Origin of the sequence: Massilia sp. R2A-15 (assembly GCF_030704305.1) — a bacterium.
GTDB lineage: Bacteria > Pseudomonadota > Gammaproteobacteria > Burkholderiales > Burkholderiaceae_D > JAFCUW01.
In genome coordinates this window covers 554,481-568,354 of record NZ_CP131935.1, presented here as the reverse complement: position 1 = coordinate 568,354, position 13,874 = coordinate 554,481, and the positions used below count along the sequence as shown (strand labels likewise).

Annotated in this window: 14 protein-coding genes; 6 read left to right on the top strand and 8 right to left on the bottom strand. The window is 62.1% G+C overall.

The window, feature by feature from the left end:
* Window positions 1–80: 80 nt before the first annotated feature.
* Complete coding sequence (locus Q4S45_RS02545; RefSeq protein ID WP_305508851.1) at window positions 81–1,004, bottom strand: LysR family transcriptional regulator; 924 nt, start codon at window positions 1,002–1,004, stop codon at window positions 81–83.
* 156 nt (window positions 1,005–1,160) lie between these two features.
* Between Q4S45_RS02545 and Q4S45_RS02540 the strand changes: the two genes are divergently transcribed.
* From Q4S45_RS02540 to Q4S45_RS02525, 4 genes are all read left to right on the top strand, one after another.
* Window positions 1,161–2,459: an MFS transporter gene (locus Q4S45_RS02540; protein ID WP_305508849.1), complete on the top strand. Its 1,299-nt coding sequence runs from the start codon at window positions 1,161–1,163 to the stop codon at window positions 2,457–2,459.
* Between the two features lie 72 nt (window positions 2,460–2,531).
* Window positions 2,532–3,431 (top strand): L(+)-tartrate dehydratase subunit alpha, encoded by a 900-nt coding sequence (ttdA, locus tag Q4S45_RS02535; protein WP_305512026.1) that lies wholly within the window; start codon window positions 2,532–2,534, stop codon window positions 3,429–3,431.
* Window positions 3,428–4,036 carry a L(+)-tartrate dehydratase subunit beta gene (gene ttdB, locus Q4S45_RS02530; RefSeq protein WP_305508847.1) on the top strand — a complete coding sequence of 203 codons (609 nt, stop codon included), beginning with the start codon at window positions 3,428–3,430 and terminating at the stop codon, window positions 4,034–4,036. The genes ttdA and ttdB overlap by 4 nt, the downstream gene beginning before the upstream one ends.
* A gap of 59 nt (window positions 4,037–4,095) precedes the next feature.
* The gene (locus Q4S45_RS02525) at window positions 4,096–4,764 is read left to right on the top strand and encodes a response regulator transcription factor (RefSeq protein ID WP_305508845.1); all 669 of its coding nucleotides are present in this window, start codon (window positions 4,096–4,098) and stop codon (window positions 4,762–4,764) included.
* A 42-nt stretch (window positions 4,765–4,806) separates the two neighbouring features.
* Here the strand turns inward: Q4S45_RS02525 and Q4S45_RS02520 are convergent, their stop codons facing one another.
* The 7 genes from Q4S45_RS02520 to dusA all read right to left on the bottom strand — a co-directional run bounded on the left by Q4S45_RS02520 (window position 4,807) and on the right by dusA (window position 12,028).
* A complete protein-coding gene (locus tag Q4S45_RS02520; protein WP_305508843.1) occupies window positions 4,807–5,016 on the bottom strand; it encodes a hypothetical protein in 210 nt (69 codons plus the stop codon).
* Window positions 5,017–5,189: 173 nt separating this feature from the next.
* Window positions 5,190–6,503: a DUF3422 family protein gene (locus tag Q4S45_RS02515; protein ID WP_305508841.1), complete on the bottom strand. Its 1,314-nt coding sequence runs from the start codon at window positions 6,501–6,503 to the stop codon at window positions 5,190–5,192.
* Between the two features lie 65 nt (window positions 6,504–6,568).
* A complete protein-coding gene (locus Q4S45_RS02510; protein ID WP_305508839.1) occupies window positions 6,569–7,783 on the bottom strand; it encodes an MFS transporter in 1,215 nt (404 codons plus the stop codon).
* A gap of 218 nt (window positions 7,784–8,001) precedes the next feature.
* Window positions 8,002–8,352, bottom strand: a complete 351-nt coding sequence (locus tag Q4S45_RS02505) for an energy transducer TonB (RefSeq protein ID WP_305508837.1) — start codon at window positions 8,350–8,352, stop codon at window positions 8,002–8,004.
* Window positions 8,353–8,396: 44 nt separating this feature from the next.
* Complete coding sequence (locus tag Q4S45_RS02500) at window positions 8,397–8,735, bottom strand: energy transducer TonB (RefSeq protein ID WP_305508835.1); 339 nt, start codon at window positions 8,733–8,735, stop codon at window positions 8,397–8,399.
* 56 nt (window positions 8,736–8,791) lie between these two features.
* Window positions 8,792–10,543, bottom strand: a complete 1,752-nt coding sequence (locus Q4S45_RS02495; protein WP_305508833.1) for a methyl-accepting chemotaxis protein — start codon at window positions 10,541–10,543, stop codon at window positions 8,792–8,794.
* 531 nt (window positions 10,544–11,074) lie between these two features.
* Window positions 11,075–12,028 (bottom strand): tRNA dihydrouridine(20/20a) synthase DusA, encoded by a 954-nt coding sequence (gene dusA / locus Q4S45_RS02490; RefSeq protein WP_305508831.1) that lies wholly within the window; start codon window positions 12,026–12,028, stop codon window positions 11,075–11,077.
* A gap of 286 nt (window positions 12,029–12,314) precedes the next feature.
* Here dusA and Q4S45_RS02485 point away from each other — a divergent pair, with 286 nt between their 5' ends.
* Together Q4S45_RS02485 and Q4S45_RS02480 are read left to right on the top strand one after the other, a co-directional pair.
* Complete coding sequence (locus Q4S45_RS02485) at window positions 12,315–13,196, top strand: hypothetical protein (RefSeq protein ID WP_305508829.1); 882 nt, start codon at window positions 12,315–12,317, stop codon at window positions 13,194–13,196.
* A complete protein-coding gene (locus Q4S45_RS02480; protein WP_305508828.1) occupies window positions 13,183–13,788 on the top strand; it encodes a hypothetical protein in 606 nt (201 codons plus the stop codon). Before Q4S45_RS02485 ends, Q4S45_RS02480 begins: the two co-directional genes overlap by 14 nt.
* The last annotated feature ends 86 nt before the right edge of the window (window positions 13,789–13,874 follow it).

Here is a 13,874-nt window from a genome sequence, read left to right as displayed (position 1 = left end):
AATCCAGCGAAATAACCACCTTCGAGGTGGTTTTTTTACGTCCAGCGATTTTCACGCCCCTGCGCCCAGCAGGATGGCGTCTACCAATTGGATTGGTCCATGCTTGGACGGTCCGCATGCTGATCGAGATACGCACGCAAGTGCTCGACAAAGTAGGCGACCTTCGCGGACAGATTGAGGCGCTCCAGATAAACGGCATACACGTCGGCCGGCGGCGTGTCGAAATCGGCCAGCACCTGTATCAGCCGGCCGCTGCGCAAATACTTCGCGACATCCCACTCGGCGCGCATCAGGATGCCGTGCCCTTCCAGCGCCCAGTTCAGCGCCACCTCGCCATCGTTGGTGCTCAGTTTGCCGCGTACCTTGACCGTCTCGGTCTGCTTGCCCCGGCTCAGCCGCCAGTTGCCATAAGCCGCTTCGTTCTGGCGCAGCAGGATGCATTGGTGCTGCGTCAGGTCGTGGGGATGGACAGGTTGTCCCGCCGCGCGCAGGTAAGCCGGCGATGCGCACAACAGGCGCCGATTGGCGGCGATCTTCTTCGCGATCAGGCGCGAATCCTGCATGTCGCCAAAACGGATGGACACGTCGATCGCTTCGTCAGGAAGCGCTACCGGGCGGTCGGTCAAATGCAACTGCACGTCGACGTCCGGGTATTTCTTCGAAAACACTGAAATGGCCGGCGCGATGTAGGACCTGCCGAATCCCAATGGCGCGTTCACCCGCAGCAGCCCTTTCGGCGCCGCCCGGCTGCTGGAAACCCGGCGCTCCATCTCGTTGATGTCACTGAGGATGCGCTGCGCACTTTCGAAATACACCTCGCCTTCGCTGGTCAGGCTGATCCGCCGCGTGGTCCGGTTGAGCAGCCGGACGCCCAGCCGTTCTTCCAGCTGCGACAAACGCCGGGATACCGCCGGCGGGGTCAGGTTCAGCTCCCTCGCCGTCGAGGACAGGCTGCCATGCTTGATCAGCAGGCAGAAGAAAGCCAGTTCAGAATCGACGCTCATTAGTAAGTTTTCCGCAACAATGAATTCAGTTTATATCGATTCATGTATTCCGCCAAACCTTTAATCTTTGCCCTAACTTGCAAGCCGCGGAAGACGGTGACTCACGACAGACCCCGACGGGGCCTGATTTGATCGACAAATAACTAGGGAGACGACATGGAACTGGAGATCGAAAAACGGACCTTGCGCAGAATTACCTGGCGCATCGTGCCGTTCATCATGCTGCTGTACTTCATCGCCTACATCGACAGGGTCAATATCGGTTTCGCCGCCTTGTCCATGAAAAGCGAGCTGGGATTTACCGCATCGGTACTGGGTTTTGGCGCGGGTATCTTCTTCTGGGGATACTTCATCTTCGAAGTCCCCTCGAATATTATTTTGCACAAGGTCGGCGCGCGCATCTGGATCACGCGGGTGATGATCACCTGGGGCATCATTTCCGCCGGCATGGCCTTCGTCACCGGCCCGACCAGCTTCTACATCATGCGCTTCCTGCTGGGCGTTGCGGAAGCCGGCTTCTTCCCCGGAATCATTCTGTACCTCAGCTACTGGTTTCCGTCCCGCAGCCGGGCTGGCGTGACCGCGTTCTTCATGGCCGCGGCGCCCATTTCCACCGCGCTCGGTTCGCCGCTGTCGGCAGCCCTGCTCGAGATGAACGGTGTGATGGGCCTGGCCGGCTGGCAGTGGATGTTCGTCCTTGAAGCCTTTCCTGCGGTGATTCTGGGTGTTGTCGTGTTCTTCTATATGACGGATCGCCCGGAACAGGCCAAGTGGCTGAAGGAAGATGAGAAGGCCTGGCTGGTCAAGACCATGAAAGCGGAAGCCTCCGCCAAAGATGGCAAAGCGAGCCACAGCATCCTGAAGGCATTGGCGAATCCCCAGGTGCTGGCGCTCTCGCTGATTTACTTTGGAACGTCCGCGGGACTGTACACCCTGGGTATCTGGGCGCCGCAAATCATCAAACAGCTTGGCGTCTCGTCGATGACGGTCGGTTACCTGAACGCGATTCCGCCGGTGGTCTCGGTGATCGCCATGGTCTTGTGGTCGCGCCATTCGGACCGCACCGGCGAGCGCACCTGGCACGTCATCCTGGCATGCCTGACCGCCGCGGCCGGACTCGCTTTCGCCACCGGGGCTCACAGCATCGCCGGACTGATCGTCGCGCTGACGATCGTCAACGTGGGGATCAGCTGCGCCAAGCCGCCGCTGTGGAGCATGCCGACGACTTTCCTGAGCGGCGCAGCAGCAGCAACGGGCATTGCCGCCATCAATTCGCTCGGCAACCTCGGCGGCTTTGTCGGTCCGGCGATGATCGGCTGGATCAAGGATCGGACCGGCAGCTTTGACGGCGGCCTCTATTTTGTCGCGGGCTTGCTGGTGGTCTCCGCCTTCACCACGCTGCTGTTGGCCCGCTCGCAAAAAGCAAAGGTTTCCAGGGCCGCACTGGCGGCGTAGCGATCCAACTGTTGAAACAGAATTCTTAATATTTACCGGAGAATACACATGAACGACCTCGCAACACCAACAATGGACAAGGACGCCGCAGTCCAGTCCCTGACGGACACCATGGCGAAATTTACGTCCTACATCGGCAAGCGATTGCCCAAAGACGTGACAATCAAGCTGGCGGAATTGCGCACCATGGAGACCAACCCTCTGGCCAAGTCGATTTACGACTCGATGCATGGCAACCAGGAAGCGGCGGACCGGCTGAATCGTCCGAGCTGCCAGGACACAGGGGTCATTCAGTATTTCATCGAAGCGGGCGCCAACTTTCCGCTGCTGGCCGAATTGGAAGAAATCCTGACCGGCGCCACCATCGGCGCGACCGAAATGGGCCCATTGCGCCACAACGCGGTGGAAACCTTCGACGAGAAGAACACGGGCACCAATACCGGCACCCAGATTCCCTGGCTGGACTGGCGCATCACGTCCGCGTCGGACAGCTGCGTGATCGACGTCTACATGGCGGGCGGCGGTTGCACCCTCCCCGGCGCGGCCAAGGTGCTGATGCCGGGGCAGGGATACGAAGGTGTCGCCGAGTTCGTGATGGATGTCATCACCGAGCGGGGCGTGAACGCCTGCCCGCCGTTGCTGGTCGGGGTCGGCGTGTCGACCTCGGTCGAGACCGCGGCGCGGCTGTCGAAGCTGGCGATCCTGCGTCCGGTCGATTCCAGGAGCCCCAACGCCAAGGCGGCGCTGATGGAAGACCTGCTCGAGCAAGGCCTCAACGAAATCGGCATCGGCCCGCAAGGCCTGACCGGAAACAACAGCGTGATGGGCGTGAACATCGAATCGTCCGCACGTCATCCATCGACCATCGGCGTTGCCGTCAATACCGGTTGCTGGGCGCATCGTCGCGGCAAAATCCGGATCAACGCTGATCTGTCCTACGAAATCTTGTCGCACGAAGGAGTGGTGCTGTGAAAAAAATTCTGACTACGCCCATCAGGGACGAAGACCTCAAAGGCCTCAACGTCGGCGACGTCGTTTATCTCACCGGCCGGCTGGTGACCTGTCGCGATGTGGCGCATCGCCGCCTGATCGAACAGGGCCGCGAACTGCCGGTCAATCTTGAAGGCGGCGCCATCTTCCACGCCGGCCCGATCGTGCGAAAGAAGGACGACGGCAACTTCGAGATGGTGTCGATCGGTCCGACCACCAGCATGCGGATGGAAAAATTCGAGCGCGAATTCATCAAGCAGACCGGTGTCAAGCTGATCGTCGGCAAGGGCGGCATGGGGCCTGAAACGGTCGCTGGCTGCGAGGAAAACGTCGCGGTGCACGCGATCTTCCCGGGCGGCTGCGCGGTGCTGGCGGCGACCCAGGTCGAAGAGATTGAAGACGCGCACTGGCAGGATCTGGGCATGCCCGAAACACTGTGGGTGAACCGCGTCAGGGAATTCGGCCCCCTGATCATCTCGATCGACACCAAGGGCAACAACCTGATTGCGCAGAACAAGGTTGGCTTCAACGAAAAGAAAAAGCCGGTCCTCGAGCGGATCAGCAAGCAGCTCAGCTTCATCAAGTAGCCGAGTCGCCCGGGAGCCGGACACCTTGCGCCGGCTCCTCGTCCCGAATGGTCCGACACATGCAGCTTCTTAAAGCCACCTGCCCGCCCTGTCTTGCGCCACCTGTCCGCGCCGCCGCGAAAGCGCTCGACGCACGGCCAGTGATCGACTTGCTCTACACGAAGGCGCTGGATCACCGCTTTCAGCTTTTGCTCCACATGCTGGGTTTCCGCGTGCGCCCGGTGTCCAGGCTGCGCAAGCTATTGGAATTTCCTGCTGATGGAAGCCCCGGGATCGTTATCGTCGACGTGGCGGCCGAACTGGAAAAAGGCGCCGGCATCGTCGAGGAACTGATATTGCAGCTAAGCCAAGCGATGGTGATTCCCGTCTGCGCCAACGGCTCGATCGAGTTCTTCAGAAGGTGCTTCAGAGCGGGCGCTTTCGACGTGCTCGATAAATCCTTCGGCGATCAGCGACTCGTCGGGGCACTGCAGGGCATTCAGGCGTCCCGGCACTCGCAGGCGTCATCCCTTGCGGGGGCCCGTCAACGACAAATTCGGTTCAAGTCTTTGACAGGCAGGGAGCGGGAAGTCTTTCGCTACCTGATGGATGGATTCGCGAATCGGGAAATAGCCCAGCTGCTGGCACTGTCGCCCCGCACCATCGAAGTACATCGCGCGCACTTGCAGGAAAAGCTTAGCGTAAGAAATGTGGCCCAGATGGCGGCGGATTACAGCGGTCTCCAATAAAAAACTGCGTTGTCCAGAAATGGATCGCGTTTTCCCTGACGCTTACATGCCGAATTTCTTCAACAATGCGGGTAACAGTTGCGCCAGCAAAATGGCGCTGACCACCCACATGATCACGCTGTTCTTGGCCTCGGCTACGTCGGCCTTGGTTGCGTAGTTCGACTTGATGATCGCGACGTCGCGTTCAAGTACTCCCATCCGATCGGCAAGGCCATCGACCTTGGCCTCCACTGCCGCGATTCGAGTTTCCATTGGGTCACCTCCCGGTGGCTCGCCGCCACCAGTCCAGTGTACTCTGTTGTCTCGTGATTGCATCGGCGACCTTCCCGAACTGGAGCGAGCATCCCTCATCGTAGGCCGCCCTGGCACATCGTCCGCTGGCCATGGTCAATACCGCAACCGGCACTTTCTTCGGCGCCGACGGTCTACCCGTGCATCCTCCGATGCATATGCCGCAAGCCCAGCCACACGCCGGCCGCCACCACCGGCACCAGCACGCCAACCATCACATCGGGATTCACGTTCATGCCGAGCCCCTTGGCGCCCTTGCCCAGATAGCCGAGCAGGCCGATCACGTAATACGAAATCGCCGCGACCGACAAGCCTTCGACCGCCTGCTGCAGCCGCAGCTGCTGCGCCGCGCGCGCGTTCATCGACTGCAGGATCTGGCGGTTCTGCATTTCCTGGACGATGCCCACCCGCGTGCGCAGCAGGTCGTTGGTGTTGGCGATGCGCCGGCCCAGCGCATCCTGGCGCGCGGCGGTCGCCTCGCAGGTATTCATCGCCGGCGTCAGGCGCCGGTCCATGAACTCCTCCACTGTCGGCACGCCCTCGATGCGCACCTCGCGCAGCTCTTCGATGCGCGCCTTCACCAGCCCGAAGTACGCTTTCGACGCCGAGAAGCGGTAGCTGTTGTCGAGCGATAGCTTCTCCAGCCGCGCCGCCAGCCGGGTGATCTGGTCGAGCAGCGCCTGGTCCGATCCGGCGCCCTGCTGGTCCGCGTCGGTGGCCACCATCGCGCCGGCCAGCGCCGCCAGTTCGGCCTCGATGGCGTTGAGCACCATGCCCGCTTCGCGCGCCGATGGCAGGCCGAGCAGCGCCATCATCCGGTAGGTGTCGATCTCCAGCACGCGCTGCACCAGCCGCCCCGCCTGCTGCGCGCGCATGCCGACATCGCGGATCACGACGCGCGAGAATCCGTCGGACTGGATCGCGAAGTCGGTCCACAGCTGCGCGCCCTGCATCACCGACGCGCCCACCACCACGTTGCCTTCGAACGCGCGCTGCAGGTCGCCGTTGCTGCCCTCCCCGCGCTCGAGCACCACGTGCGCGGCCACCATCAGCCGGCCCGCCAGGCTTTCCAGCCATTGCTCCGGCAAATGCACCACGGGCATGTTGGCGAACCGTTCGGCCAGCGTGGCGCGCTCGCGTGACGGTTCGGCGAACGTGTAGGTGGCAAACTCGGTGTGGCACTCCCACTTCAGGCGAAAGCGCCCGAAGTCGTGATAGAAGTAGGACGCCCCGGACACCGGCGCGGCGACGCCGAAGTGGCCGCACAGCGCCGCCAGCGTGGCATGCTGGGACAACGCATTGCCGTTGGGCGGACCGGCTTCGGCGCGGTACACGGCCAGGTGGGTGATCGTCTCGGGCGCTTCGAGCTTTAGGAATGGACGCGAATGGATTTCGGCGGCGAGCGGCACGCGCAGCGCGTGGTTCAGGCGGGAATGGACGAGAGGCATGGTAGGGGCCGGAAGTATCTTTCCAACAATAGTATCACCGCCCCCGACTTCGTGAACGCGGCCGCCTAATTCGCCATGGGAGCCGGCGCGGCGACCGACACCCGCCACGCCAGCAGGCGCCAGCCCGCCCAGGCCGACAGCATGGCGCCGAGCAGCAGCACCAGCCGCGTATCGACCAGCGTCAGCACCGAGCCGGCCAGCGCCATCATGATGTTGGCGAGGCAGAAGATCGTCGACAGCAGGCCCATCACCGCGCCCTGGCCGTAGGCGCCGAAACGCTCCGAGCACCAGCCCGGCATGATGGCGTTGTAGAACGCGTTCGGAATGCCGAACAGGACGATCGCAGCCAGCCCGATCGCGGTGTTGCCGGCCGCCACCAGCGCCACCGCGGCGGCCACGCCAAACGCATTCCACGCCGCGCGCCGCAGCGGCGCCAGCGCGCTGCGGCGGCCGGCGAACACCAGCGAGGTGAAGGTCATCAGGCCGCACAGGACGGCGGTGATCCAGGCGATGCCCTGCGCGCCGTAGTGCGCGGTTTCCACCAGCCACAGCGGATAGTATTCGTAGAACGCCGTCACGCCGCAGGTGTAGGCCAGTTGCACCACGAAAAGTATGCGCAATTCCGCATAACGCAGCAGGTTCAGCGAGTGATTCTTGCGCGCCACGTGCCACCAGGAGGTCGTCGCGCCCGACGCCGCCTCGCGCGGCAGCACCGCCGCCACCAGCGCGGCCATCAGCACCAGCGCGCCGACCGCCACCCAGAACGGCGTCGTGATGCCCCAGCGCAGCGTGAGGCCGGCCAGCAACGGTCCGGCCAGCCAGCCCATGTAGAAGGCGCCGTTGAACCACGAGAAGGCGCGCAGGCGCAGGTGGCCATCGAGGCGGTCGGCCAGCATCGCCCGCGCGACCGAGCCGTTGCCCTCCAGCAGGCCGGTGAAAAAGCGCGCGAAGATGAACAGCGGATACGATTCGACGATCAGCGCCAGCGCCGTCAGCGCGTGCCCGGCCGCGGCGCCCAGCGCGGTCGCCAGCAGCACGGGGCGGCGGCCGAAGCGGTCCGACAGCGGGCCGAGCAAGGCCGAGCCGATCATCAGGCCGAGCGGATTGATGGTCAGCGCGATGCCGAACAGCAGCTTGGGCGGCAGGCCGAGGAAATGGTTGAGGTTGTTCGATACGCCGGACGCGAACAGCGGCGGCAGGATCGGATACGGCAGCGAGGCACCGATCGTCGAAAACAGCGCGAGCAGGCAGGCGGCGGCGATCAGCAATGCGTTTTTCATGCCCGGAATATACGGACAGACGCATTCGGTGTAAATGGAATATTGCTTATCCCCTGCTGACCGCAAGGGTAAAAAGAAGATGGGGGTGCAGCAGGGGTTTAGTGAAGCGAAGCTTCGCTCCTGCGGAACGGTCGAGCCTTGCAAGGCTCGACTCCTTCCAGGTCCCCAAGACCGGACCCCGATACTGCCAAATGCAACGATCGGCGGCAGTCTACTGCTTAGTCGAGCTTCCAGGCGTAATCGACCTTGGTCCAGGTCTGGGCCGGCGCGCCGTCCTTGGTGCCCGGCTTGAACTTGCAGGCCGACAGCGACTTGATCGCCGCCTTGTCGAGGTTCTTGAAGCCGCTGGTCTTTTCCAGCTTGGAATCGACCACCGAACCGTCCGGCGCGACCAGGAACGACATCGACGTCGTGCCCTGCTCTTCGTTCATCAGGGACGCCTTCGGATAATCCGCCTTGCAGGTCTTTGGATCGAAGCTTGCCGCAACTTCAGCGGCCGACACGGCGACGGTCACGGTGGACAGCAACAAGGCTGCGAACACACTCAGATAACGCGAATTTGTAGACATACCATTTTCCCAATCATTGAAATCGCTAAACGATTACCGCCCGATTACAGCTTCCAGACGTAGTCCACCTTGGCCCAGGTCTGCGCCGGGGCGCCGTCCTTGGTGCCCGGCTTGAACTTGCATGCCGAAATGCCCTTCAGCGCGGCTTTGTCGAGGTTCTTGAAGCCGCTGCTCTTTTCGATTTTCGAATCGAGCACGTGGCCGTCCGGGGACACCAGGAACGCCAGGCCAACTTCGCCCTGCTCTTCATTCATCAACGAGGCCTTCGGATACTCGGCCTTGCAGTTCTTGGCGTCGAACGATGCCGGCACTTCGGCTGCAAGGGTGGTGCTGGCAAAACCGCTCAACAGCAGGGCGGCGATGATACTGATGCGCTTATTCATGATTCCATTTCCACTTCGTGTTTAACAAAACTTGTAAAGCCACTTCGACTGCTGACTCAGAATTCTTCCCACTCGTCGCCGCTGACCGGCGCCGCGACTTTTTTCGGCTTCGGCTGCTCGGCCGGCGCGGCCGGCGCTGCAGTTGCCGGCTTCTTCAGCGCCGGGCGGGCGGCGCGCAACTGCGGCGCCGGCTTGGCGGCAGCCTTGGCGGCGGGCGCTGCCACTGCAATCGGGGCCGGCGCCACATACGCCACTTCGCCATCGACCAGCTTGAAGATGCTGACCACGTGCGCCAGTTCGCTGGCCTGGTCCTGCAGACTCTGCGCCGCGGCGGCCGCTTCTTCGACCAGCGCCGCGTTCTGCTGGGTCATGCTGTCCATCTCGATGATCGACAGGTTCACCTGCTCGATGCCGGCGCTCTGCTCCTGGCTGGCGTTGGCGATCTCGCTCATGATGTCGGTAACGCGCTTGACGCTGGCGACGACTTCATCCATCGTCACGCCGGCCTGGCCGACCAGCTTGCTGCCGCGCTCGACCTTCTCGACCGAATCGCCGATCAGGGTCTTGATTTCTTTCGCTGCCGCAGCCGAACGCTGGGCCAGGTTGCGCACTTCCGACGCCACCACCGCGAAGCCGCGGCCCTGCTCGCCTGCACGAGCCGCCTCGACGGCCGCGTTCAGCGCCAGGATGTTGGTCTGGAAGGCGATGCCATCGATCACGCCGATGATGTCGACAATCTTGTTGGCCGAGGCGTTGATCGAACCCATCGTGTCAACCACTTGCGAAACCACGTCGCCGCCCTTGCGCGCCACGTCGGACGCGGTCGCGGCCAGGTGGTTCGCTTCACGGGCGTTGTCGGCGTTCTGCTTGACCGTCGAGGTCAGCAGTTCCATGGCCGACGCGGTCTTCTCCAGCGAGCTGGCCTGCATTTCGGTGCGCGACGACAGGTCGATGTTGCCGGCCGCGATTTCACGCGAGGCCGTGCCGATGGTCTCGGTGCCGACGCGCACCTGGCCGACGATGCCCACCAGGCTGTTGCGCATTTCCTTCATCTCGACCAGCAGGCTGCCCTTGTCGGACTCGGCCGTGTCGATTGCGATCGACAGGTCGCCGTGGGCGATCGAGCCGGCGATTTTTGCCGTGTAGCCAGGCTCGCCGCCGAGCTGCTTGAGCAGGCCGCGGGTGATCACCCAGGCGGCCAGCACGCCCATGCCTGCGGCGAGCACGCCCATCAGCAGCATGAAGTTGCGGGCATTGTCGAAGGCGGCGCCGGCGTCCACCGAGCTTTGCGTGTTGAGCTTGTCTTCCAGCGCGGCCAGCTGGTCGAGCGCGTCCATCCACTTCTTCTGGGCCGGCTTGATTTCCTTGATCATCACGCGGGTGGCGTCCTCGGCCTTGTTGGCCAGCCACAGTTCCTGCGCCTTGGCGATGGCCGGCATGGCCACCGCTTCATGTTCCTTGACCTGGGCCAGCAGCGCCTTTTCCGCCGGCGACGCTTCGGTGGCGAACTTGTCCGACAGCTTCTTCTCGATTTCGTCGTACTTGGCGGTCTGCGCCTTGATGCGGTTCAGGTCCGATTCCATTTCGTCCGGGCTCGACATCATGGTCAGGATGCGCAGCGAATTGATGCGGTCGCTGACGTTGCCGCGCATATCGATCACGTAGCGGGTGACGACGTTGTTCACGCTGACGACGCGGTCGAGGCGGTCCTGGATCTGCGCCATGCGCAAGATGCCGACGATGGTGACCGCAACGAGGAAGAACAGGACCAGCGCGAAGCCCAGGCCCAGTCGCACTCCCACTTTCATGTTTGATAAATTCATTTCGTGTCTTATGTATATGAATCGATTAATCGAATTCGCCCGCGGCGCCGGCATTCCCTTGCACCCGCGACCGCATCACGCTTCCGCTGACGCCGTCTGGATATTGCTCCAAGGATAGATCAAAAAAATGACTGCGGATGCAAAAATGCGCGATTCTGTAAGCAGTTGTTTCAGCGGAACAACAACCTATGCTCGGGAACACGAGGAAAACGAGGAAGCAGCGCCCAAATTATAGGCGCGACATTTGCCCACGGGCAAGCTTTTTGCCGATGGCGCAACGGTATGTGTTGTTTCTATGAGGAAATGCACGATGGCTTGCGGGATGCAAGCCTGAGTCAGTACCGGGCCTCGCGCGGTGGCCGTACTGTTTGCGGAGGAGCGCCGCAATCGGGTCGCGCCGGCGTGAAATAAAAAAAGGGGTCAGGTCCGCCGGAGCGACGGGGACGCCTAGTCCCCCGAATTTGTCGACGCCGCATGCAAAGCCGGGGACTGGTCCCGCGGACCTGTCCCCATGTTCTACGCCGCGCGCCGCATCCCCTCGGCCGCTTCCAGCAGCAGCCGCGGATCGCCGGACGCCAGCCTCTTCGAGTCCGACATCACCTGGCGGAACGCGCGCGCGCCCGGCAGCCCGGCCATCAGTCCCAGCATGTGGCGCGTGATGCTGTTCAACTTGAGCCCGCGCTCGCCATGCGCATCGAGCTGCGCCTGAATGTAAGGAATCATCGCCTCCAGCACTTCCAGGCGCGACTTGACCGGCGAGTCGTCGCCGTAGAAGCGGGCATCGTAATCGGCCATCGCATAGGGGTTGTGGTACGCCTCGCGCCCCATCATCACGCCATCGACATGCTCGAGGTGCAGCGCGATCTCGTCGCTGGTCTTGATGCCGCCGTTGATGATGATCTCCAACTCCGGAAACTCGCGTTTCAATTGATACGCCACGTGGTACTTCAGCGGCGGGATCTCGCGATTTTCCTTCGGCGACAGGCCCTTGAGGATCGCATTGCGCGCGTGGACGATGAAGGTCTTGCAGCCGGCGTCCGCAATCGTCCCGACGAAATCGCGCACGAAGCTGTACTCCTCGACCTGGTCGATGCCAATGCGGTGCTTGACCGTGACGTCGATCGTCACCGCGTCGCGCATCGCCTTGACGCAATCGGCCACCAGCTTCGGCTCGGCCATCAGGCAGGCGCCGAACGCACCCTTCTGCACGCGCTCCGACGGGCAGCCGCAATTGAGGTTGATCTCGTCGTAGCCGTACTGCTGCCCCAGCTTGGCGCTGGTGGCCAAGTCGGCCGGATCGCTGCCGCCCAGCTGCAGGGCGACCGGATGCTCTTCTTCGTTGAAGCGCAGGTGGCGTTCGACGTCGCCATACACCAGCGCCCCGGTCGTCACCATCTCGGTGTACAGCCAGGTGTGGCGCGTGATCTGCCGATGGAAGACGCGGCAGTGGCGGTCGGTCCAGTCCATCATCGGCGCCACGCTGACGCGTCTTTTGGTTTTGTTCGGATTAGTTACAGTCATATTGATAGGCGAAGAATGCACGCGAGGTGCACAGAAGGCGGAGCGTGGCGCGCTGGGAAAAATGGGTGGCATGGATGGCGCAGGCAGTCGTGCGCTCAACCAAGAGTTTAACATGCGCCGCCGCGTCCTATCGGCGCCCGTCCTTCGGCCGGCTGTACCTACCTTATCGGCTAGTTGCCGAAGCGAGAGGAACGGCAGATACTGCTGTCAATACGGTAATGGGGGGACAATTCGCATGGCCGGCTTATCAGACGAGCAGAAAACTGCACTGGCTTCCTTGTCCGCCCTTGACTACATCAAGCCGCGCAAGAATTTCGTCGCGATCGACGCGGAGGTGAAGCGGGCGATCACGCGATTCCAGCGCCATGCCGCGCGAGCCTACCGTTTGCCACAAGACACTGCCGACGTGTTTCATGGGATGGTGAGTGGGCTACTGGATGCGGACACCCTGGCAGAGATCAAGAAATGGGAGTTGAACGGATGGAAATTGCCTTTGGGGCGGTTTCCATTGGTCCGGCTGAGCGAAGACTCGAACGCGCGGCTGCGCTCGGATGCCGCAGCGGCCTGGTCTGCGCTCGTGACCAAGGTGGCTGCGGCCGGCGGCACGCTGCAAGGGCCGTACGGCGACACCACGCGCGCATACGACTTCAAAGCCGGTAGCGGAGCGAGCCGCCACAGCTTCCACTACGCCGGACGTGCAGTGGATATTTCGCAGCCGTTGGCCGGCGGGCGCGGTCAGCGCTACTATGTGGCGAAGGATCCGAAAGGGGCCGATATGTACTGGCGAATATGGTGCAAGGTAGACGCAACCAAAGGCATTGCAGTCAAAGCGAAAGAAAAGAACTATTACGATTTCTTCTCGCGCAAAGAACTGCCAATGCCGGCAGGTAATTACATCGACCTCACCAATTTGATCGAAGACGGTGGCAACTTCGAGCGCATCAAAGCGCAGCACGGGTGGGAAGAAAACAGCAAGAAGCAGGAATGGTGGCATTTCCAGTACTGCATCGATAAACAAGCCACGATTCAGGATGAACTGGAGCTGATCGGCATTTCGGAAGCCCAGCTGTTACGAGCAGGATGGCAAATTAAGGACCTCGATCATGCGCCGGGTTAAGCGGGTAATGCTTGTACTGGCGATTTGCGCCTGCTGCCAACTCGCAACGCCTGCCATATCGTCAGAAGCGACGCTATCGAATGCGCAAACCGCGGCGGTTGCTCCGCCCGGCGCAAGTAGCCCGCAGCGCATCGTGCAAATCACGCGCTTTGACTGCGTAAAGGCGGGCATCGACAGCGCAAAGAGTTTTCCTTGGGCAGAAGGACTCAGTCACTGGCCGGACGGCGGTCCCGGCGGCGCCGCTTGGAACGCGAGCAAACTTTACTGCGCCGTGGAGTTTCAGCCCAAGTGCACCAAAGGCGCTGCCGACATGGAGTTGCGCGTCGGCGGTGCGCTGATCGGAACGCGCCATGCAAGCATTTCACACGATGGCGTACAGTTGCTCGGTCTGGCTCTGGACGCCAAGCAATGGACGAAGCATCTGGACCAAAGCAGCCCGGTGACGAAACGGTTTCCATACCGGACCGCCACTTTCAGCGCTTCAATTATTGCCTCCTGCGAGCTGCCCGAAAAGTTTGGACCGAGTCTGGGTCCGCGGCTTGAATTTGCCGACGATCGTCATCTAACGATTGGATTTGCCAACGGCGAGTGAGGCGCGGGCTTGAGCATCACGCCACGGCACCCCGGCACGACGGTCAAATCTTTTTTGGAGTCACATTGAAAAAGGGCGCCGCAGCG

Bases quoted from the DNA above. Each gene is read 5' to 3' on its own strand.
- Q4S45_RS02515 (WP_305508841.1), bottom strand. From the start codon at position 6,503: ATGCCTCTCGTCCATTCCCGCCTGAACCACGCGCTGCGCGTGCCGCTC.
- Q4S45_RS02540 (WP_305508849.1), top strand. From the start codon at position 1,161: ATGGAACTGGAGATCGAAAAACGGACCTTGCGCAGAATTACCTGGCGC.
- ttdA (WP_305512026.1), top strand. From the start codon at position 2,532: ATGGACAAGGACGCCGCAGTCCAGTCCCTGACGGACACCATGGCGAAA.
- Q4S45_RS02480 (WP_305508828.1), top strand. From the start codon at position 13,183: ATGCGCCGGGTTAAGCGGGTAATGCTTGTACTGGCGATTTGCGCCTGC.
- Q4S45_RS02495 (WP_305508833.1), bottom strand. From the start codon at position 10,543: ATGAAAGTGGGAGTGCGACTGGGCCTGGGCTTCGCGCTGGTCCTGTTC.
- Q4S45_RS02510 (WP_305508839.1), bottom strand. From the start codon at position 7,783: ATGAAAAACGCATTGCTGATCGCCGCCGCCTGCCTGCTCGCGCTGTTT.
- Q4S45_RS02485 (WP_305508829.1), top strand. From the start codon at position 12,315: ATGGCCGGCTTATCAGACGAGCAGAAAACTGCACTGGCTTCCTTGTCC.
- Q4S45_RS02525 (WP_305508845.1), top strand. From the start codon at position 4,096: ATGCAGCTTCTTAAAGCCACCTGCCCGCCCTGTCTTGCGCCACCTGTC.
- Q4S45_RS02545 (WP_305508851.1), bottom strand. From the start codon at position 1,004: ATGAGCGTCGATTCTGAACTGGCTTTCTTCTGCCTGCTGATCAAGCAT.
- Q4S45_RS02520 (WP_305508843.1), bottom strand. From the start codon at position 5,016: ATGGAAACTCGAATCGCGGCAGTGGAGGCCAAGGTCGATGGCCTTGCC.
- Q4S45_RS02500 (WP_305508835.1), bottom strand. From the start codon at position 8,735: ATGAATAAGCGCATCAGTATCATCGCCGCCCTGCTGTTGAGCGGTTTT.
- Q4S45_RS02505 (WP_305508837.1), bottom strand. From the start codon at position 8,352: ATGTCTACAAATTCGCGTTATCTGAGTGTGTTCGCAGCCTTGTTGCTG.
- dusA (WP_305508831.1), bottom strand. From the start codon at position 12,028: ATGATGGACTGGACCGACCGCCACTGCCGCGTCTTCCATCGGCAGATC.